We start from the raw sequence: 18,745 nt of genomic DNA, 5'->3' as shown, positions 1-18,745 counted from the left end.
ATCAGCGTGTGACGTGATGAGGAGGGCTGCGAACATGGCCGCAGAACCGATGGGGATCGAGCGTGCCCTCGCGCTCGGGGCGAACCACGTCGTCGGGCGTTACCGGTACGAGCTGGCGACGCAACGGTGGTGGTGGTCGGACGAGACGTTCCAGATCTACGGGTTCGCACCTGGCGAGGTGGTACCGACCACGACGCTCGTCCTTGCGCACAAGCACCCGGACGACCGTGCGCACGTTTCGCGTGTGCTCGAGGATGCGGCGCTGACGGGGGAGCCGTTCAGCAGCGTGCACCGCATCATGGACGCGGGCGGGCGAGAGCGGACACTGACCGTGGTCGGGCAGGGCCGACGGGATCCTCGCACCCGCCAGGTCCACGCCCTGGTGGGCTACTTCATCGATGTCACCGCTGCGGTCAAGGCCCGGGCGGGCGAGGCGGCCAACGCGTCCATCCGTGCGTCCGCTGCCACGCGCGCACCCATCGAACAGGCAAAGGGCATCATCGCCTTCGCCCTCGGCATCGACGCCGAAGAGGCGTTCGAGTATCTGCGCAGCACGTCCAACCACGCGAACATCGCCGTGCGGGACGTCGCGCGCCGCATCGTCGAGCTCGCCCGCACCGCGAGCGCTGCGGCGGACGTGGCCGCTGCCCTGACCCCGCCGAGGCCCGTGAGCACCGCTGCGGCGAGCCAACCTCTGTGAGCCTGGCCGCCCTGCCGTGCCGCGCCCCGCGGGCGTGGTAGGCGGCGGGACCGGGACGCCCGGCTACTTGGCTGAGGCCGGGTCCAGGTCACCGATGTGTCCGGGCGCGTTCGCGGCCAGGACCCGCTGGACGAACCCGCAGTACTCGCCCATGTAGTGGCGCAGGAACTGAGCAGTGGTCTCGTTCACGACGGTGCCGTCCGGAGCGAAGTCGTCGGCGTCGTAGGTCACGTACGCCTCGGGAGTGTTGAGCTGGGGCGCATCGAGGAAGCTCAGGACGCTGCGCATCGACGCCTGCATGACGGCGGTGCCGATGCCGCCCGGCGAGGCGCCGATGATGCCGCTCGGCTTGCGCGCGAAGGAGTTCTGGCCCCAGGGCCGCGAGCCCCAGTCGATCGCGTTCTTCAGCGCTCCCGGGATCGACCGGTTGTACTCGGGGGACACGAACAGCAGTCCGTCGGAGGCCTCGACGGCCTGCTTGAACGCCCTGCCCTCGGCCGGGAAGTCTGCGTCGTAGTCCCAGCTGTAGAGGGGAAGGTCGCCGATCGGGATCTCGGTGAACTCGAGGTCGTCGGGCGCCAACGTGATGAGGGCCTGGGACAGGGTGCGGTTGATGGAACCCTTGGCAAGGCTGCCGACGAGATAGCCGATCTTGTAGGTCATGGTCTCTCTCCTGATCGTGTGCCGACCGCGGGCCGGGACGTCGGCCCGTCACATCCACTCTGCACCGCGATGGCCGAACCGGCGATCCGCCGGCGCGGGGACGGTGGGTGTTCAGGTCCGGTCTCCTTCGTGGGTGGTCAGCCCGGTCGCCACGATGTCGACGAGCAGCTCGAGGGTCTTGCGGTAGGTGATGGCGTCTCCTGCCGCGATGTGACCGGCGTTGAACGGCATGAGCAGCACCGACTGCAGCGCACCTACGACGACGTCGGGGTCGTCGCCGACCAGGTCGCCGTGCCGTTGCCGGTCGGTCACGTACGCCGCGAGCGCGGTGGCCGGGTTGCTGTCGCCCATCGCGGCGATCCGCTCCGGTTCCAGCCGTGCCGCGACCGCCGCCATCTCTTCCGGATGGGTCACCAGGCGGCGCCACAGCGGGTTCGTCTCCAGCACCTCGAGCGTCGCGTGCAGGAACCGGCGCAGCCCCTCGCGCGCGTCGTCGGTGGACAGCAGCGCCCGGTCGATGACCTGGGCCTTGACCTGCCCCGCCTCGTCGAGCATGAGCTGCAGGTAGAGCGCTTCCTTGGAGTCGAAGAACTGGTAGAAGGTGCTCTTCACGATCCCGGCCGGAGCGACCAGCTCGTCCAGCGCCGTCTTGCGCAGCCCCTGTCTGACGAACAGGTCCCGGCCCGCTGCGAGCAGCGCCCGGCTGATCCGGTCGCGCTCCTGCGTGGTGAATCCTCGTGGCACGGTCGGCCTCCTCTCGCTGCGACTGTTCTCGCTGCGACTATAAAAACATAGTCGACGATTTGTTTTGACGTGGTGCGGTGCGGGCGCCTACTGTCATTGGTGGTGTGCCGGGAAGCCTGGTCGGCGTCCACTTCGTCGATCCCGAAGGAGCTCTTCCGATGAAGGCACTGATCATGACCCTTGGCACCCGCGGAGACGTGCAACCGTTCGTCGCGCTGGCCCGGGCGCTGGACGCCGCCGGCCACGAAGCGGTCCTCTGTGCGCCGCACCGCTTTGCCGAGCTCGTCACCGGCAACGGCGTGACGTTCGCGGGGGTCGACGACGGCCCGCTGCGACAGCTCGACACGCCGGCCGCCGCCGGTGAGGCGTTCGGCGGCGGCGTCCGGGCACGGTTGCGCCAGGTCCGAGAGATGCCGTCGATGTTCGACCAGGTCCTGGCCGACTCCTGGCAGGTAGCGGCCCACGGCGCCGGGGCGGGGGCGGACGTCGTGGTCCACAACGGGCAGATCGTCGCGGGCCAGCATGTCGCCGAGGCGCTCGGGACCCCGGCGGTCCTGGGTCTGCCGCTTCCGATGTACGTCCCCACGCGCGAGTTCCCCTGGCCGGGGCAGTCCCTGCCGTTCCGGCTCCCCGGCCGGCTGAACCGGGTCACGTTCGCCGGGATGCGGCTGCCCGCGTCGATGTTCGGCCGGGTGGTCGACCGGTGGCGCAGGGACACGCTCGGCCTGCCGTCCAGGCCAGGCCGGCACGACCCGACGGTGCGGCCCGACGGCGGCCCGGCCCCGGTCCTGCACGCCTACAGCCCCGCGGTGCTACCTCAGCCCAAGGACTGGCCCGCGGGAGCTGAGGTCACCGGGTACTGGTTCCTTCCGCCCGAGCCCGAGCTCTCGGACGACGTCGAACGGTTCCTGGCCGACGGGCCTGCTCCGCTGTTCGCCGGGTTCGGCTCGATGTCGGGACAGGCCCCGCAGACCAGCACCCGAGCGGTGGTCGAGGCCGCGGCCCTGACCCGCCACCGGCTTGTGCTGGCCACCGCGTGGGGCGGGCTCGACGCGGAGACAGCACGCGCCACGGCCGCCGAGCACGGCGTGGAGCTGCTCGTGGTGGGCGACGTGGACTATCAGCGGCTGTTCCCGCGGATGGCCGCGATCGTGCACCACGGCGGAGCCGGCACCACCGGTACCGCGTTCGCGGCCGGGCGGCCCCAGGTGGTGTGCCCGTTCGTGGCCGACCAGCCCTTCTGGGGACACGTGGCCCACGCACGCGGCGTCGCCCCCGAGCCCCTGGCGCAGCGCAGGCTCACCGGACCCGTGCTGGCCGCGCGGATCGCCGAGGCGTGCGCCCCGGCCGCTGTGGCCGCCGCGTCGGAGCTGAGAGACCGCGTCGCCCGCGAGCGGGGCCTCGAGCGGGCGGTCGCCCTCATCGAGCGCGCGGCCGAGGTCCGTCGATGACCTCCGGTGGGAGCAGGGTCCGGGCGCACCGCGTGGCGACCGTCGCACGTCGCGTCCACCATGAGGAGGACGGCGCATCCGGTGGAGCCAACGCCGGCGTAGGTGCCGGCCGTCCGAGGGCGGACGAACGTTCAGGAGAGTCAGATGAGCTCCACACTTGTGGCCGACGGCATCGTCAGCCGGCTGGTCGACTGGGACGTCAGGCGAATCTTCGGCTATGCGGGCGACGGCGTCGACCCGATCCTTGCGGCCTTGCGCCGCCAGCAGGACCGCATCGAGCTGGTCACCGCCCGCCACGAGGAGATGGCGGCGTTCATGGCGACCGGTCACGCCAAGTACGGGGGAGGGGTGGGGGTGTGCCTGGCGACGCAAGGCCCCGGCGCCGTCCACCTGCTCAACGGGCTCTATGACGCGAAGCTGGACCGTCGGCCCGTGGTGGCGATCGTCGGGCAGGTGGTGAGCAGCGCTCTCGGGTCCGGCTACCAGCAGGAGGTCGACCTGCACACGCTCTTCAAGGACGTCTGTGCGCAGTATCTGCAGGTGGTGTCGTCTCCGCAGCAGCTGCCGCACGTCCTGGACAACGCGTTCCGCACCGCTCTGGCCACGTCGAGCCCGGTCTGCGTGATCGTCCCGCACGACGTCCAGCAGGCCGAGGCGCCCGAGCCAGGGCGGCAGGAGCACGGGTTCGTGGTGTCCTCGACGGCCTACGCACAGCCCCGGACGATTCCCGACGTGGCCAGGCTGGAGCTGGCGGCGGATCTCCTCGGGGCCGGCCGGCGGGTCGCGATCCTGGCCGGGCAGGGGGCGGCGGGTGCCGAGGGACCGCTCCGCGAGATCGCCGAGCGCCTCGGCGCCGGCATCACGACGTCGCTGCTCGGCAAGCCTCTGCTCGACGAGTCGCTCCCTTACCACTGCGGCGTCATGGGGCACCTCGGCACGACGGCGTCGGCGGACCTCATGGCGGGGTGCGACACCCTCCTCATCGTCGGCAGCAACGACCCGTGGACCGAGTTCTACCCCGCGCCCGGCCAGGCCAGGGCCGTGCAGGTGGACGTGGCGGCGCGCAACATCGGCACGAAGTTCCCCGTCGAGGTCGCCCTCGTGGGGGACGCGGCGAGCACGCTCAACGCCCTCGTGCCGCTGCTATCCACACAGCCCGGCTGGCGGCCCGAGGTCGAGAGCTCCGTCACCGCCTGGCGCGAGCTGGCGGGGCAGCGGATCGCGCAGCGGCCGGCCCGGCTCAACCCGCAGCTCGTGGTCAGCGAGCTGTCCGCGCACCTACCACCCGACGTGCAGGTGGCCGTGGACGTCGGGTCGGTGACGTACTGGTACGCACGCTTCCTCCGGCTGCCGTCCGGCGCGCCGGCGCACCTGTCGAGCACCCTCGCCTCGATGGGCTCGGCCATGCCGTACGGGATCGCCGCGAAGCTGCTCCACCCCGACCGCCCGGTCGTGGCCCTCGCGGGAGACGGCGCGATGCAGATGAACGGTCTGTCCGAGCTCATCACGGTCGCCGACCGCTGGAGGCGCTGGGCGGATCCCCGGTTCGTCGTCCTGGTCCTGAACAACGGTGACCTGGCCGAGGTCAGCTGGGAGCAGCGCGAGATGGAGGGCGACCCGCGGTTCCCGACGTCGCAGACCGTGCCACCGTTCCCCTACGCCGCCTACGCGGAGCTGCTCGGGCTGAAGGGCCTGCGCGTCGAGGAGCCGGGACAGGTTCGTCAGGCGTGGACCGAGGCGCTGTCCGCGGACCGGCCCGTCGTCGTGGAGGCCGTCGTGGATCCCGACGTCCCGCTTCTCCCGCCGCGCCAGCCGGAAGAGAAGCTGCGGCAGACGCTGCAGGCCCTCGAGCAGGAACCGGGCGGCGAGCAGGCACGTGGCCTGCTGCGCGAACAGCGGGACGGTGAGCAGTGAACCGACAGAGAGCGGAGGAGCGTTCAGGAGAAGGACTGGTACCGAGATCGGCGGTCAGAATTCTGTGTCATCGATCGTCGAGTCCACCAAGGTGACGGTGGGCACTTCTGTCACGTCACGAGCGGACTGGGGCGCGGTGCTCTCCTCGGAGTTCGCGTCGATCCAGGACCCGTCCCCGCCGGAGTCAACATAGCGGACCGTCACCTGCGCCATCCCCGTGAAGGCGGCCGCCAGATCGATGACCTGGACGCGGAAGTCCACCGTCCCCGACTCGCCCACGAACTGGGACGGTATCGCCGCCCCGTCGATCCAGATCGACACGAGCCCGTCGCGGACTTCTGTCCGAGCGGCAACCTTGTGCAGGGTGAACCCTTCTCCCGCCTCGAGCGCGAGCTCGGTCTCCTGGTTCGGCCACGCCTCGACCACGACCTCCGCCTCCGGACTTGGTTCGTAGCCTGCGGGCAGGTCGACGTTCAGCGCTCGGGGCATGTCGGCCTCGGCATCCCTGGTTTCGACCCGCTCTGCTTCGCCATCCATCAGCAGTTCACCATCCATCAGGAGTCCCGCTGCCACGCCGATCAACAGTGCGAGCGGGAGAACAACTCCTAGAGCCATCCGAGCTCCGAACGAACGCGGCTTACCATCGACCACTACAGGCCCCTAAGTTCGGTGTGGCGGGTCTTCGTACCTGGAGCCAATCATCCTGGCCGGGCTCAGTACAGGATGAAGCTCGGGTCCAGGGCGTGGAGCGGCGCGGCGGCGTGATCGCCGCGTGGTCGGCAACCGTGCGCGATACGTTGGCGCCATGCCAGTCGTCCTCCACACTGCGTCGCGCACGGACCTGCTCGTGCAGGGGCTGGGGGACCTGCTGGCCGTGCCCCTGGCGGACCCCTTCGCGACCGAGGTCGTCGTCGTCCCGGCCCGCGGCGTCGAGCGCTGGCTCGCGCAGCGCCTCAGCCACCGGCTCGGTGCCGCCACCGGGCGCGACGACGGGGTGTGCGCCGGCGTGGACCTGCGCTCGCCGGGGTCGCTGTTCGCCGAGGTCACGGGCACCCGCGACGACGACCCGTGGGCACCGGAGGCCCTGACCTGGCCGTTGCTGACGGCGATCGACCAGAGCCTCGACGAGCCGTGGGCAGCGCTGCTCGCCCAGCACCTTGGCCACGGCATACCGGGGGAGGAGGGCGACCTGCGTCGGGGCCGCCGGCTCGCCGTCGCCCGCCGGCTGGCGCGCCTCTTCGCCGGCTACGCGACCCAGCGGCCGGCGCTGGTCGCCGACTGGACCGCGGGCCGCGACACCGACGGGAGCGGGCGCCCGGTACCCGCCGATCTCGCGTGGCAGCCGCCGCTGTGGCGGGCTCTGACCGAGCAGGTCGACGCCGCACCGCCGCACGTGCGGCAGGCCGCCGTCGTCGAGCGGCTGGGCGCAGAACCGGACGCCTTCGACCTGCCCGCGCGCCTGTCCCTGTTCGGTCACACGCGCCTGGCCTCCAGCGAGGTCGAGCTGGTCGGCGCGCTCGGCGCGCACCGCGACGTGCACCTGTGGCTGCCGCACCCCTCGGCCGCGCTCTGGTCGGCGCTCAAGGACCTCGGCGGGCCCGTCGACCGGGCCGCCGACCGCTCCCACGAACGCGTCGGGCACCGGCTCCTGGCCACGCTCGGCCGCGACACGCGCGAGCTCCAGCGCACCCTGTCCGCGATCGACCTGCGGGACGAGCCGCCCGCCGACCACGACGACCCGCACCCGTCGACCCTCCTCGGGATGCTGCAGCACGACCTGCGGGCCGACGCCGTCGGCGACGCGGGCGCACGCCTGCTGGACCCGGCCGACCGCTCGGTCCAGGTGCACGCCTGCCACGGCCCGGTCCGGCAGGTCGAGGTGCTGCGCGACGTGCTGGTCGGCCTGCTCGCCGACGACCCGACGCTCGAGCCGCGCGACGTCCTCGTCATGTGCCCCGACATCGAGACGTACGCGCCCCTGGTCACCGCGGCGTTCGGGCTCGCCGACGTCGTCGGGCCGCACGGCCACCCCGCGCACCACCTGCGCGTGCGCCTCGCCGACCGCGCGCTGGACCGGACCAACCCGCTGCTCGCCGTCGTGGCGCGCCTCCTGGACCTCGCGGGCGGACGGGCGGGGGTCGGCGACGTCGTGGACCTGGCCCATGCCGAACCCGTGCGCCGCCGCTTCGGGTTCCGCGACGACGACCTCGAACAGCTCGCGCACTGGGCGCGCGAGACCGGCGTGCGGTGGGGGTTCGACGCCGAGCACCGTGCCGACTTCGGCCTCGCCGACTACGGCGCCGGCACCTGGCAGGCGGGCGTGGACCGGCTCCTGGCGGGCGTCGCGATGTCGGACGACACGGGGACCTGGCTCGAACGCACGCTGCCGCTGGACGACGTCGGGAGCGGGCAGGTCGAGCTGGTCGGCCGCCTGACCGAGCTCGTGGAGCGGCTGCGCGACGTCACCGACGCGCTCGTCGGCGGGCATCCGCTCGAGCACTGGTTGACCGTGCTCGAGGACGGCGTCGTGGCGCTCACCGCCGTGTCGGCCAACGACGCGTGGCAGCTCGCGCAGGTGCGGCGCGAGCTCGCCCGGGTGCGTGGCGCCGCGCTCGACCCGGCCGTGACCCTGCGGCTGCCGGACGTGCGCGCGCTGCTCGCCGACCGGGTGGCGGGCCGGCCCACGCGCGCCAACTTCCGCACCGGCACGCTGACGGTCGCCACGCTCGTGCCCATGCGGTCGGTACCGCACCGTGTCGTCGCCCTCCTGGGGCTCGACGACGGCGTGTTCCCGCGCGTCGGCAGCACCGACGGCGACGACGTGCTGGCGCGCGAGCCGAGGACCGGCGAGCGCGACGCGCGCAGCGAGGACCGGCAGCTGTTCCTCGATGCGATCCTCGCCGCCACCGAGACCCTCGTGGTGACCTACAGCGGCGCGGACGAGTACTCGGGCCAGGAGCGGCCGCCCGCGGTGCCGCTCGGCGAGCTGCTCGACGCGCTCGACGAGACCGCGCGCACGCCGGACGGGCACCCGGTCTCCCGGGCCGTGACGGTCCGGCACCCGCTCCAGCCCTTCGACCGGCGCACCGTCGAACCCGGCGCCCTCGTGCCCGGGTCGGCCTTCACGTTCGACCGCGCCGCTCTGGCCGGAGCCCGCGCAGCGGCAGGCAGCCGGACCCCGGTGGGGCCGTTCCTGGCCGAGCCGCTCCCCGAGCCCGTGAGCCCGGGCGACGGTGTCGTCGCCCTCGACGACCTGCTTGCCTTCTACCGTTCGCCGGCGCGCGGGTTCCTCACCCAGCGTCTCGACGTCGGCCGGGCCTGGGAGGAGGAGCCGCTCGACGACGGCCTGCCCGTCGAGCTCGACGGGCTGGACCGCTGGGCCGTGGGGGAGCGGGTGCTGCGGGACGTGCTGGACGGCGCCGCGCTCGCCGACGCCGTCCAGAAGGAGTGGCGCCGCGGGCGGCTGCCGCCCGGCCGCCTGGGCTGGCGCCTCCTGCGCGGGATCGCCGACGAGGTGGGCCCGCTCGCCGAGGCCGCCGCAGGGCTGCGCGCCAGCCCCGCGCGAGCCGTGGACGTCGACGTCGACCTGGGCGACGGGCGCAGCCTGCGCGGCACCGTGCCAGGGGTGCACGGCGACCGGCCGATCGCGGTGTCGTACAGCAGGCTCGGCGGCCGACAGCGCCTGCAGGCGTGGGTCCGGCTGCTGGCGCTCGCGGCGTCGGACGACGACCGCCCCTGGGTCGCCTACGCGCTCGGCCGGCCCGCGAACCCGCGGTCGCCGAAGACCTGGCAGGGCTCGCGGCTGGGGCCGCTCGACCACACGGCGGTCGACCTCCTGCGCGACCTGGTCGCGCTGCGCGACCGCGGGCTGACCGAGCCCTTGCCGCTGCCCGTCAAGGCGTCGCTGGCCTACGCCGACGCGCGCCGGACCGGCTCCGACCCCGCCGACGCGCGGTCCCGGGCCGGGCAGAGGTGGTCCGACGGGCGGTTCGACGGCGAGGGCTCCGACCCCGAGCACGTGCGCGTCCACGGGCCGGGCGCCCCGCTGCCCGCGACCGGCGAGGCGCCGCGGCCGGGCGAGGAGCAGGCGGGGGAGACGACCCGCTTCGGCGCGCTGGCGGTCCGTGTGTGGAGCCCGCTGCTGGAGAACGAGAGGTTCAGCGACTGATGGACGTCTTCGATCTTGCCGGGCCGCTGCCGCGGGGCACCGCGCTGCTGGAGGCGAGCGCCGGCACCGGGAAGACCTACGCCATCGGCGCGCTCGTGACCCGGTACGTCGCCGAGGGCGTCGTACCGCTCGACCAGATGCTCGTGGTGACTTTCGGCCGCGCCGCGACCCAGGAGCTGCGCGACCGCGTCCGCGGCGCCCTGCTGGGAGCCGAGCGCAGCTTCGCCGCCGCCCTGGCGGGCCGCGACACCAGCCCGGTGGACGCCGTCCTCGCTGCGCTGCTCGACGTCGACGACGCCGAGCGGGTCGCCCGGCACCGGCGGCTGGCCGACGCGTTGGCCGCGTTCGACCACGCCACCATCGCGACGATCCACCAGTTCTGCCAGCTCGTGCTGCGCTCGCTGGGCGTCGCGGGGGACACCGAGCCCGGCGCCGAGCTGGTCGAGTCCCTGGCCGAGCTCACCGTCGAGGTGGTCGACGACCTCTACCTGCTCCGGTACGGCAGCGCCACAGAGCCGCCGCCGTTCGACCGGGCCTGCGCGCTCAGGGTCGCCACTGCCGCCGTCGAGGATCCGCGCGCCACGCTCGCCGACGCCGACCCGGCCGACGCCGTCGGCTCGGCCCGCGTCGCCTTCGCGCACGAGGTGCGCACGGAGATGGAGCGGCGCAAGCGACGTCTCGGGATCCTGTCCTACGACGACCTGCTCGGCCGGCTCGCCGACGCCCTCGACCCGGCCTCCGCCGACGGCGGCAGTGCCGTCGGCGCGCGCATGCGCGAACGCTGGAAGGTCGTGCTGGTCGACGAGTTCCAGGACACCGACCCGGTGCAGTGGCAGGTGCTGGAGCGGGCCTTCGGCGTGGGGCAGCCGGAGGTGGCAAGGCAGTCGGAGGTGGCCGGGCAACCGGAGGGGCGCGCGCAGGCCATGGTGCTGGTGGGCGACCCGAAGCAGGCGATCTACGCGTTCCGCGGCGGCGACGTCGTCGCCTACCTCGATGCCGCCCGAGGCGCCACCACCCGCGCGACGCTCGGCACCAACTGGCGCTCGGACGCCCCGCTGGTCGACACGCTCGGCGTGCTGCTGGCGGGCGCCGCGCTCGGCCATGACGAGATCGTGGTGCACCCGGTGACGGCCGAGAGCGCCGGGAGCCGGCTGGCCGGCGCGCCCCACCCCGCGCCGTTCCGGCTGCGGCAGGTGCTCCGTGACGGGCTGCCCAAGGTCAAGGGCAGCCTGGTCCAGGTCGGCGCTGCGCGCCAGCACGTCGCGGCGGACCTCGCCGCCGACGTCGCGGAGCTCCTCGCCGCGGGCGCGACGTGGGACGGACGCCCGCTGGTGGCCGGCGACGTCGCCGTCCTCGTCTCGGCGCGGGCGCACGGCCGGCTCGTGCAGGACACGCTCGCCGAGCGTGGCGTCGCGGCCGTGATGTCCGGCGGCGACGTGTTCGCCACGCCCGCCGCCGACGAGTGGCTGACGCTGCTGGAGGCGCTGGAGTCACCCCACCGCTCCGGCCTGGTGCGCGCAGCCGCCCTGACGTGCTTCCTCGGCCGCACCGCCGCCGACCTCGACGCCGGCGGCGAGGACCTGACGGCCCGGGACGCCGACACCCTGCACGGCTGGGCGCTCCTGGCGCGTCACCGGGGCGTCGCCGCGCTCCTGGAGGCCGCGGAGGAGCGCGGCCTGAGCGGCCGGCTCCTCGCCCAGACCGAGGGGGAGCGCCTGCTGACCGACGTCCGCCACCTGGGGCAGCTGCTCCACGACCTGAGCGTCACCGAGTCGCTCGGGCTGACCGCCCTGGTGGCCTGGTTCCGCGACGAGCGACGGCGCACCGGCACCACCGAGCGGCCCCGCCGCCTCGACTCCGACGCCGCGGCCGTGCAGATCGTCACCGTGCACGGCAGCAAGGGGCTGCAGTACCCGGTGGTGTACCTGCCGTTCGGCTACGACAACTACTCGCGCCCGGTCGAGATCGCGCTCTACCACGACGAGCGCGGCGCACGGACGATCGACGTCTCCGGCTCCGGCGCGCACTGGGACGCCCACGGCGCCAGGCACCGCGCCGAGGAGGACGGCGAGGAGCTGCGCAAGCTCTACGTGGCCCTGACCCGCGCGCGGTCGCAGGTCGTGGCGTGGTGGGCGCCGACGTCGAGCACCCCGACCAGCGGCCTGCACCGTCTGGTGTTCGGTCGCGTCCCCGGCACGCGGGAGGTGCCTGGGACGCAGCCGGTCAAGGACGACGCCTACGTCACGCGGGTGCTGCGGCTGCTCGAGGAGCTGGGCGGCCCGGCGGCCGAGCTCGCGGTGCCCGCGGCGGCGTCGGCCCCCGCCCCCGCAAGCCGGCACGTGCCGTTCGAGGCGCGCACGTTCGACCGCGCCGTCGACACGGCATGGCGCCGGACGTCCTACAGCGGCCTCATCCAGCCCGCCGACGGCGCGCCGTCCGCCGACGGGCCAGGCGTGAGCAGCGAGCCAGAGGCCGCGGGAACGGACGACGAGCCGGGCACGCCTGAGGCCGAGGACGAGGAGTCCGTCGCGCCCGACGCCGCTGAGTCGCCGATGGCCGACCTGCCCAGGGGCGCAGCCTTCGGTTCGCTGGTGCACGCGGTCCTGGAGGACGCCGATCCGTTCGCCCCCGACCTGCGCGGCGAGCTGCTGGGGCACGTCACCGAACAGCTGCGCTGGTGGCCGGTGCCGGCGGACCCCGAGGCGCTCGCCGACGGGCTCGTGCCGCTGCACCGCACGCCGCTCGGACCGCTGGCCGACGGCCTGACCCTCGGCGAGATCGGCCTGCCGGACCGGCTGCGCGAGCTGACGTTCGAGCTGCCGCTGAGCGGCGGGGACCTGCGCGGGCCCGGCCGACCTGGCGGCGCCGGCCGGGCCGAGGTGAGGCTGGGCGACCTGGGCCCGCTGCTGCGCGCCCACCTGCTTACCGACGACCCGCTCGCCGCCTACGCCGACCGCCTCGGGCAGCCCGCCCTGGGCGACCAGCCGCTGCGGGGCTACCTCACCGGCTCGATCGACGCCGTCCTGCGCCTGCCGACCGGGCGGTTCCTCGTCGTCGACTACAAGACGAACTTCCTCGGCCGCGCCGTCGCCGACTACTCGCGGCCCCGCATGGCCGAGGCCATGCTGCACTCGCACTACCCGTTGCAGGCCCTCCTGTACGGCGTGGCGCTGCACCGCTACCTGCGCTGGCGGCTGGCCGGCTACGACCCCGACACCCACCTCGGCGGAGCGCTCTACCTGTTCGTGCGCGGCATGGCGGGGCCGGACAGCCCCGACGCCGACGGCAGCCCCGCCGGCGTGTTCTCGTGGCGGACGCCCGCTGCGCTCCTGGTCGCGCTCTCCGACCTGCTCGACGGCGTCGCGGGTCAGGACGCCGCATGACCCCGGCGATCGAGCGCTGGACCAGCGACGACCCGCACGACGCGCGCCGGGCGCTGGGCGCGACGGGACTGCTGCGCACCTTCAACGAGGCCGGCGTGCTCACGGCCGCCGATGTCCACGTCGCGCGCCGCACGGCGGACGTCGTCGGCGAGGACGACGAGACCGTGCGGCTCGCCGTCGCGCTCGCCGTGCGCGCGGTGCGGCAGGGGTCGGTCTGCGTGGACCTGGGCGGGTTCGGCGACGGCGGGTCTGTGGGGGCTGGCGGGGCCGGGACTGGCGACGTCCCGCTGCCCTGGCCCGCGGCCGACGGATGGCTCGACCGGGTCGCGGCCAGTCCGCTCGCGGAGCGGTCGGTCGTGCGGGCCGACCTCGGCCTGCTCTACCTCGACCGGTACTGGCGCGAGGAGCAACAGGTGCGCGACGACGTCGTCGCCCGGCTGGCGGCGCCCGCCCCGGCGGTCGACGACGCCCTGCTCGAGGACAGCGCCGCGCGGCTGTTCCCCGGGGACGCCTACGCCGAGCAGCGCGTGGCGGCGCTGTCCACCGCGCGTCGCCTGACCACCGTGCTCACCGGAGGCCCCGGCCGCGGCAAGACGACCACGGTGGCCGGCCTGCTCGCGCTGCTGGCCGAACAGGCCGAGCACACCGGCGGACGGCGCCTGCGCATCGCGCTCGCCGCGCCGACCGGGAAAGCGGCCGCACGCCTGCAGGAGGCGGTGGCCGGTTCGCTCGGGGCTCGCCCGGAAACCGGGCGACCGGAGTTCACCGCCGACGACCGGCGCCGGCTCGCCGGGCTCCAGGCAAGCACGCTGCACCGGCTGCTCGGCTGGCGGCCCGGGTCGAGCACCCGGTTCCGGCACGACCGCGTGGGCCGCCTGCCGCACGACGTCGTCGTCGTCGACGAGACGTCCATGGTCTCGCTCACCCTCATGGCCAGGCTGCTGGAGGCCGTACGCCCCGACGCGCGGCTCGTGCTCGTCGGCGACCCCGACCAGCTCGCCTCCGTCGAGGCCGGTGCCGTCCTCGCGGACCTCGTCAGCGGGCTCGGGGAGCGCGACGCCGACGTCGTGGCGGCCCTGGTCACCGACCACCGCTCGGAGAGCGCCGCGATCACCCGGTTGGCCGCCGCGATCCAGCACGGAGACCCGGAAGCGGCGCTCGCGGTCCTGATGGCGGGCGACGGCGCCGTGGAGCTCGTGCACCCCGACGACGAGGCCGGGCTCACCGGCCTCCAGGACGAGCTGACGCGGCACGCTCTCGACGTGCGCGGCCTGGCGCTGGCGGGCGACGCGGCAGGGGCGCTCGCCGCGGTCGAGCGGCACCGGCTGCTGTGTGCGCACCGCGAGGGTCCGTGGGGTGTGGCGCACTGGAACCGGCAGGTCGAGCGCTGGCTCGGTGAGGCCTCCGGCGCCTACCTCGGCGCTGCGGTCGGTGCCGAGTGGTACCCCGGGCGGCCGGTGCTGATCACGGCCAACGACTACGGCCTCGGACTGTTCAACGGTGACACCGGCGTGGTGCTCGCCGAGGATGAGAAGCTGCGCGCCCACCTCAGCGGTGGCGCGTCGTTCGCGGTCTCCCGGCTCGGCGACGTCGAGACGCTGCACGCCATGACGGTGCACAAGAGCCAGGGCAGCCAGGCCGAGACGGTGACGGTCCTGCTGCCGGACGAGACCTCGCCGCTGCTGACGCGCGAGCTGTTCTACACGGCGGTCACGCGGGCGCGGCGCCGGGTGCGGGTCGTCGGCACGCCGGACGCGGTGCGTGCGGCCGTCGGCCGGCGGGCGCGGCGGGCGACGGGGCTGGCGGAGCGGTTGCGGGGTTGAGCGGGGCCGGTCGGCGGGCTGAGGCCGGGGATCTCGATGGCTCGCAGGATGACGACCGGCCCGGCCGCGGTGTCGACGATGTTGCCCATGTCGGGTGGGCGGTGGTGGTCGCGGGCGGCGACCGCCGTGGTCACCGCGGCGGCTCTGGTGGGCGTCTATCTGGTCCCCGCGGGGCCGGTTTTTGCGGCGAGCGAGGGCGCGCTGTCGGAGGCGGACCGTGCGGCTGCCGCGGCGGCCGCCGCCCCGCCGGCTGCGATCGAGGACGAGGGCGGCAACTGGTTCACGGACCTGTTCGGTGGCGACGATGCCCCCGAGGCGGATCCGGTCCCGGCGGATGCGGAGCTGGCACCGGAGGAGCATCCGGTAGGACCGGAGGCGGCCACGCCGGCTGAGCCGGGCGAGCGGGTGCGGGAGCTGAAGGGCAAGCGGACGGCGAACACCAGGACGTTCCTGCTGGATGACGGTCAGCGGCAGGTAGAGGTGGCTGGTGAGCCGTTGTTCTACGAGACCGCGCGGGACGGCCTGGTGGAGATCGACACGACCGTTGCAGCGACAGGCAAGCGGTGGCGGCCGCTGATGCCAAGGGTTTGTCCTCGAAGTCGGGCAAGGCCGCGTCATCGCAGGGTTGGTCGCATGCGAGCGTGGCGAACACGGCGCGGGCCTGGTTCGGCCAGAGCTCGGACCGGGTAGTCCGGGCGGAGGATGCCGCAGGGCGTGGTGTGACGGTCGGGCTGCCCGACGCCGCGAAGGGGGAGCTGTCCTTGCCTCGGGTCGACGGTGACACGGTGACGCACGAGGACGTGGCGGCGCTGGACGGGGCGGATCTGTCGTACGAGGTGCTTCCGGGGCGGGTGAAGGAGTCGATCATCCTCGCCGAGGCGCCGGACGAGGACGCGGGCCCGGTGGAGTACGTGTTCACGCTGTCCGACCTCGATGGCCTGACCCCGCGCCTCGAGAAGGACGGGTCGATCGGGTTCTACGGGGAGCTGGAGCCGGAGCCTGCCGTGTCGATCCCGGCGGGTGTGATGTGGGACTCGCGCGAGGCGGAGACCACCGAGGGCGGCAAGCTGTCCGCGCCGGACGACCAGGGCGCTGCCGTGTCCCGGGATGTTGCCTACGAGCTGGAGCGGTCGGGCAACGGTGCCTGGACGCTGACCGTGACGCCGGACCTGGACTGGCTCACCGACGAGGCGCGGGTGTGGCCGGTGACGGTGGACCCGACGATCATCATCTCGCCGACGGGGAACTTCTCGAAGGACACGATGATCCTGTCGGAGGCGCCGACCACGGAGTACTACACGAGCAGTCGCCTGTCGGTGGGCCGTACCGGGGGAGGTCTGGCGCGGGCGATGCTGGAGTTCCCGCAGCTGGACGACGTGGTCCCGGCCGGCTCGACGGTGACGGACGCCGATCTGGGGCTCTACTTCGACCAGGCGCACACGGACTGGGCGACCGAGGTGCCGCCCTACGCTCAGGCACATGGGGCATTCGGCACAGAGATGGCGGAGTTCGGTGCGAGGTCTCTCGTCTCGGTAACGACTTCCCGCGAAACAGCCGAGTACTTTGCTGGTGAGGGTGGTGAGGTATTTGTTGGACAGGTTGCACGGTCCGAACTGATTGAACAAACGCTCGAAGGCGCAGCTGAGGCAGAGAGTCTCATCCGAAACGCCTTCGGGGCGGTCGCTGTCTGAGGAGTGTTGCATGACGGGCTACCTGGCGATTCTTGACGGCCGTGAGGTATGGTATTTGACTTCGCTGGACCGGATTGAAGGCGGTGAAGATCTTCCGCAATTTGATCGCGACGATGACAACGACCTTTCCGCCCATCCAAGAATGCGAAGAGCCCTGCTCTGGGCGCGCAGTGGATCTGCTGCGGGCGTCTATTCGTTCCTTCACTGGTCTGACGGTACAGATCTCGACGGGCTAGACAATTCTATTCGCGGGGGTGGTGAGATCGGAGAACGCCTGGGGCGGGCACTAGTCGTTGAGTGCCGGTGGGCACGGTGCGGGTCCTGTGGGCTCAAGATTCGAGTTGCGGTTCCTGACACGGGAAATCCGTTTGTGACGCCCGAGAGATTGCGTGCGCATAGGTGGGTGAAATCTTGTCCGGCTTGCGGCCAGGCGCTAAGGCCGTATGTGGCGGAAATCGTCCGGGTCGTCGCGGATTCGCCGATTCCCTAGCCTCGATCATTCGCGGCTCATCCGGATTGAGGGTGTAGTTGCGGTCTGAGTCCGCCGCAGGGTCGGGTAGCCGGGAGGTGAGACCCCTCCCGGCTACCCGACCCTGAGTTGCCACCCGAGGCACGACCGCAATACCGCTTAGCCAGTCAGGCGGCGGGAGTTCCCCCCGAGTAGTGGACACGCGAGAGACTGAGGTTTTCTCGCCTCATTCGGTGATGGGTCGTTGAAGGTGGAGCAGGACGAGGGCGGCAGCGGTGATCTCGGTGATGCGCCAGGAGTCGAGGGTGACGCGGCGTAGTGCGGGCCAGGTGGCCTTCAGTAGCGCGTTGGCGCGGTCGGCCGGGGCGCATAGCGCGTTGATCATCGCGCTGCGGCTGACCTCGGATATTCGGCTGTGTGAGGGGTCAAGGTAGGGAAAAGGTGCTCTGACTGGGGAGGATGTGATTGTCGAGATCGCATCTTCACTGCAGGGACGGAGCACCTTTTCGGTGGGTATGACTATCTCTTGGGACACGGGTCTGGAAGTCGCCGCCGACGGGCGGGGCCTGGTCGGGTATGCGGGGCTGGTCCTGCCGCGCAAGATGGCCGATATCGCGGGCCTGACCACGGGTCTGGCCAACGCGTTCCGTGCGGGTCGGGGCGACAAGCTCGACCGCGGGGTCGTGGTCTCGGCTGCCGCGGTGGTGATCGTGGGTGGGGCGACGAACTTTTCCCAGGTCGAGGCACTGCTGGCCCATCACCGCGACACGTTCGGGATCACGGGGTCGGGCACGACGGTGTGGCGCACGTTGCAGGAGATGGGTGGTGACCGCGTCGCGGTCCGGGTCGCGGTCCGGGTCGCGCGGGAGCGGGCTCGTGCACGCAAGAAGGTCTGGGCGATGCTCGCCGCCCGCACCCAGGGTTTCCCGACGGTGACCGTGACGGGCAAACCGTTGGTGGGGTGGGTGCTGGTGGACGTGGACGCCACGATCGTCGAGGCCCACTCCGACAAGGAGGGCGCGGCCGGGCACTTCAAGGGCGGGTACGGTCATCATCCGCTGCTGACGGGGTGCACGAACACCGGGGAGAACCTGCGATGCCTGCTGAGGAACGGGAACGCCGGGTCGGATACCGCCGCCGACCACGTCCTCGTGCTGGACGAAGCGTTCGCCCAGCTGCCCGATACCGGCGGCTACTCCCGTGTGCTGGTGCGGATCGACGGCGCCGGCGCGTCGCACGAGAGCGTGGAGCACCTGATCGGCTTGAACACCACCCGCCGTCAGGTCGTCTTCACGATCGGGTGGGCGATCACACGGGCCGACGAGGACGCCATCGCCGCGCTGCCCGAGACAGCGTGGGAGCCCTACCTCGACCAGGACGGCACGATCCGTAGCCAGAAGCTGCCCGAGGGCGGGTTCGACCAGTACGGCGACGTGGCCGAGCTGACCGGTCTGAACGGGCGGATCACCAAGAACGGGTGGCCGACCGGGCTGCGGCTGGTCGCCCGCCGGGTCCCGATCACCGCCCGCGGCGAGCGGGAAGCTCACACAGCAGGAAAAGCAGGTGGGGTGGAAGGGGACACAGCGCTTGAGGCTGATGGTCAGCCCACGGACCCTGCTGCTTGGGACGATTGGATTGCGAGCGTTGGACGGATAAGTCCGGCGGTGGTCCCAGGAGTGACGATTCATGATCCGGAAAGCGCGTAACGACTCGCGTAGCAGACCGTTGCAGGGGGCGGT

General features: G+C 72.8%; 13 protein-coding genes and 1 pseudogene. 10 read left to right on the top strand and 4 right to left on the bottom strand.

The genetic code is table 11. The annotated features are described in order from the left end of the window. The first annotated feature begins 34 nt into the window (after nt 1–34). Nucleotides 35–700 carry a PAS and ANTAR domain-containing protein gene (locus APR04_RS04595; protein WP_253868222.1) on the top strand — a complete coding sequence of 222 codons (666 nt, stop codon included), beginning with the start codon at nt 35–37 and terminating at the stop codon, nt 698–700. A gap of 63 nt (nt 701–763) precedes the next feature. Here APR04_RS04595 and APR04_RS04590 read toward each other — a convergent pair whose 3' ends face one another. Then, nucleotides 764–1,363, bottom strand: a complete 600-nt coding sequence (locus APR04_RS04590; RefSeq protein WP_253868221.1) for an NADPH-dependent FMN reductase — start codon at nt 1,361–1,363, stop codon at nt 764–766. A gap of 111 nt (nt 1,364–1,474) precedes the next feature. Next, nucleotides 1,475–2,107: a TetR/AcrR family transcriptional regulator gene (locus APR04_RS04585; RefSeq protein ID WP_253868220.1), complete on the bottom strand. Its 633-nt coding sequence runs from the start codon at nt 2,105–2,107 to the stop codon at nt 1,475–1,477. A 158-nt stretch (nt 2,108–2,265) separates the two neighbouring features. On the opposite strand from APR04_RS04585, the gene APR04_RS04580 reads away from it, so the two are divergent. Together APR04_RS04580 and APR04_RS04575 are read left to right on the top strand one after the other, a co-directional pair. Continuing rightward, the gene (locus tag APR04_RS04580) at nt 2,266–3,558 is read left to right on the top strand and encodes a glycosyltransferase (protein WP_253868219.1); all 1,293 of its coding nucleotides are present in this window, start codon (nt 2,266–2,268) and stop codon (nt 3,556–3,558) included. A 144-nt stretch (nt 3,559–3,702) separates the two neighbouring features. Continuing rightward, complete coding sequence (locus APR04_RS04575) at nt 3,703–5,472, top strand: thiamine pyrophosphate-requiring protein (RefSeq protein WP_253868218.1); 1,770 nt, start codon at nt 3,703–3,705, stop codon at nt 5,470–5,472. A gap of 54 nt (nt 5,473–5,526) precedes the next feature. Here the strand turns inward: APR04_RS04575 and APR04_RS04570 are convergent, their stop codons facing one another. Then, complete coding sequence (locus APR04_RS04570) at nt 5,527–6,009, bottom strand: hypothetical protein (RefSeq protein ID WP_253868217.1); 483 nt, start codon at nt 6,007–6,009, stop codon at nt 5,527–5,529. 268 nt (nt 6,010–6,277) lie between these two features. Between APR04_RS04570 and recC the strand changes: the two genes are divergently transcribed. The 6 genes from recC to APR04_RS31425 are packed head-to-tail and all read left to right on the top strand — an operon-like array spanning nt 6,278 to nt 17,027. After that, nucleotides 6,278–9,640: an exodeoxyribonuclease V subunit gamma gene (gene recC / locus APR04_RS04565; RefSeq protein ID WP_253868216.1), complete on the top strand. Its 3,363-nt coding sequence runs from the start codon at nt 6,278–6,280 to the stop codon at nt 9,638–9,640. Beyond that, nucleotides 9,640–13,023 carry a UvrD-helicase domain-containing protein gene (locus APR04_RS04560; protein WP_253868215.1) on the top strand — a complete coding sequence of 1,128 codons (3,384 nt, stop codon included), beginning with the start codon at nt 9,640–9,642 and terminating at the stop codon, nt 13,021–13,023. The genes recC and APR04_RS04560 overlap by 1 nt, the downstream gene beginning before the upstream one ends. Continuing rightward, entirely contained in the window at nt 13,020–14,846 is a 1,827-nt protein-coding gene (gene recD, locus APR04_RS04555) for an exodeoxyribonuclease V subunit alpha (RefSeq protein WP_253868214.1), read from the top strand. Before APR04_RS04560 ends, recD begins: the two co-directional genes overlap by 4 nt. A 36-nt stretch (nt 14,847–14,882) precedes the next feature. Further along, nucleotides 14,883–15,536 carry a hypothetical protein gene (locus APR04_RS04550; protein ID WP_253868213.1) on the top strand — a complete coding sequence of 218 codons (654 nt, stop codon included), beginning with the start codon at nt 14,883–14,885 and terminating at the stop codon, nt 15,534–15,536. After that, nucleotides 15,488–16,537 carry a hypothetical protein gene (locus APR04_RS04545; RefSeq protein WP_253868212.1) on the top strand — a complete coding sequence of 350 codons (1,050 nt, stop codon included), beginning with the start codon at nt 15,488–15,490 and terminating at the stop codon, nt 16,535–16,537. Before APR04_RS04550 ends, APR04_RS04545 begins: the two co-directional genes overlap by 49 nt. 10 nt (nt 16,538–16,547) lie before the next feature. Next, nucleotides 16,548–17,027 (top strand): hypothetical protein, encoded by a 480-nt coding sequence (locus APR04_RS31425; protein WP_504967642.1) that lies wholly within the window; start codon nt 16,548–16,550, stop codon nt 17,025–17,027. Nucleotides 17,028–17,232: 205 nt separating this feature from the next. On the opposite strand, the pseudogene APR04_RS04540 reads toward APR04_RS31425, so the two are convergent. Beyond that, nucleotides 17,233–17,373: pseudogene (locus tag APR04_RS04540) on the bottom strand (IS5/IS1182 family transposase); the annotation flags it as partial. A 148-nt stretch (nt 17,374–17,521) separates the two neighbouring features. Between APR04_RS04540 and APR04_RS04535 the strand changes: the two are divergent. Next, on the top strand, nt 17,522–18,712 hold the full coding sequence (locus APR04_RS04535; RefSeq protein ID WP_253868211.1) for a transposase: 1,191 nt from the start codon (nt 17,522–17,524) through the stop codon (nt 18,710–18,712). The last annotated feature ends 33 nt before the right edge of the window (nt 18,713–18,745 follow it).

The organism is Promicromonospora umidemergens (assembly GCF_024171995.1).
In the GTDB taxonomy this organism is placed as follows: domain Bacteria; phylum Actinomycetota; class Actinomycetes; order Actinomycetales; family Cellulomonadaceae; genus Promicromonospora; species Promicromonospora umidemergens.
The sequence above is the reverse complement of the archived record's forward strand: the minus strand, read 5'-3'. Positions and strand labels throughout refer to the sequence as shown.

Bases quoted from the DNA above. Each gene is read 5' to 3' on its own strand.
- APR04_RS04575 (WP_253868218.1), top strand. From the start codon at position 3,703: ATGAGCTCCACACTTGTGGCCGACGGCATCGTCAGCCGGCTGGTCGAC.
- APR04_RS04550 (WP_253868213.1), top strand. From the start codon at position 14,883: ATGGCTCGCAGGATGACGACCGGCCCGGCCGCGGTGTCGACGATGTTG.
- APR04_RS04580 (WP_253868219.1), top strand. From the start codon at position 2,266: ATGAAGGCACTGATCATGACCCTTGGCACCCGCGGAGACGTGCAACCG.
- recD (WP_253868214.1), top strand. From the start codon at position 13,020: ATGACCCCGGCGATCGAGCGCTGGACCAGCGACGACCCGCACGACGCG.
- recC (WP_253868216.1), top strand. From the start codon at position 6,278: ATGCCAGTCGTCCTCCACACTGCGTCGCGCACGGACCTGCTCGTGCAG.
- APR04_RS04535 (WP_253868211.1), top strand. From the start codon at position 17,522: ATGACTATCTCTTGGGACACGGGTCTGGAAGTCGCCGCCGACGGGCGG.
- APR04_RS04595 (WP_253868222.1), top strand. From the start codon at position 35: ATGGCCGCAGAACCGATGGGGATCGAGCGTGCCCTCGCGCTCGGGGCG.
- APR04_RS31425 (WP_504967642.1), top strand. From the start codon at position 16,548: ATGACGGGCTACCTGGCGATTCTTGACGGCCGTGAGGTATGGTATTTG.
- APR04_RS04570 (WP_253868217.1), bottom strand. From the start codon at position 6,009: ATGGATGGCGAAGCAGAGCGGGTCGAAACCAGGGATGCCGAGGCCGAC.
- APR04_RS04560 (WP_253868215.1), top strand. From the start codon at position 9,640: ATGGACGTCTTCGATCTTGCCGGGCCGCTGCCGCGGGGCACCGCGCTG.
- APR04_RS04590 (WP_253868221.1), bottom strand. From the start codon at position 1,363: ATGACCTACAAGATCGGCTATCTCGTCGGCAGCCTTGCCAAGGGTTCC.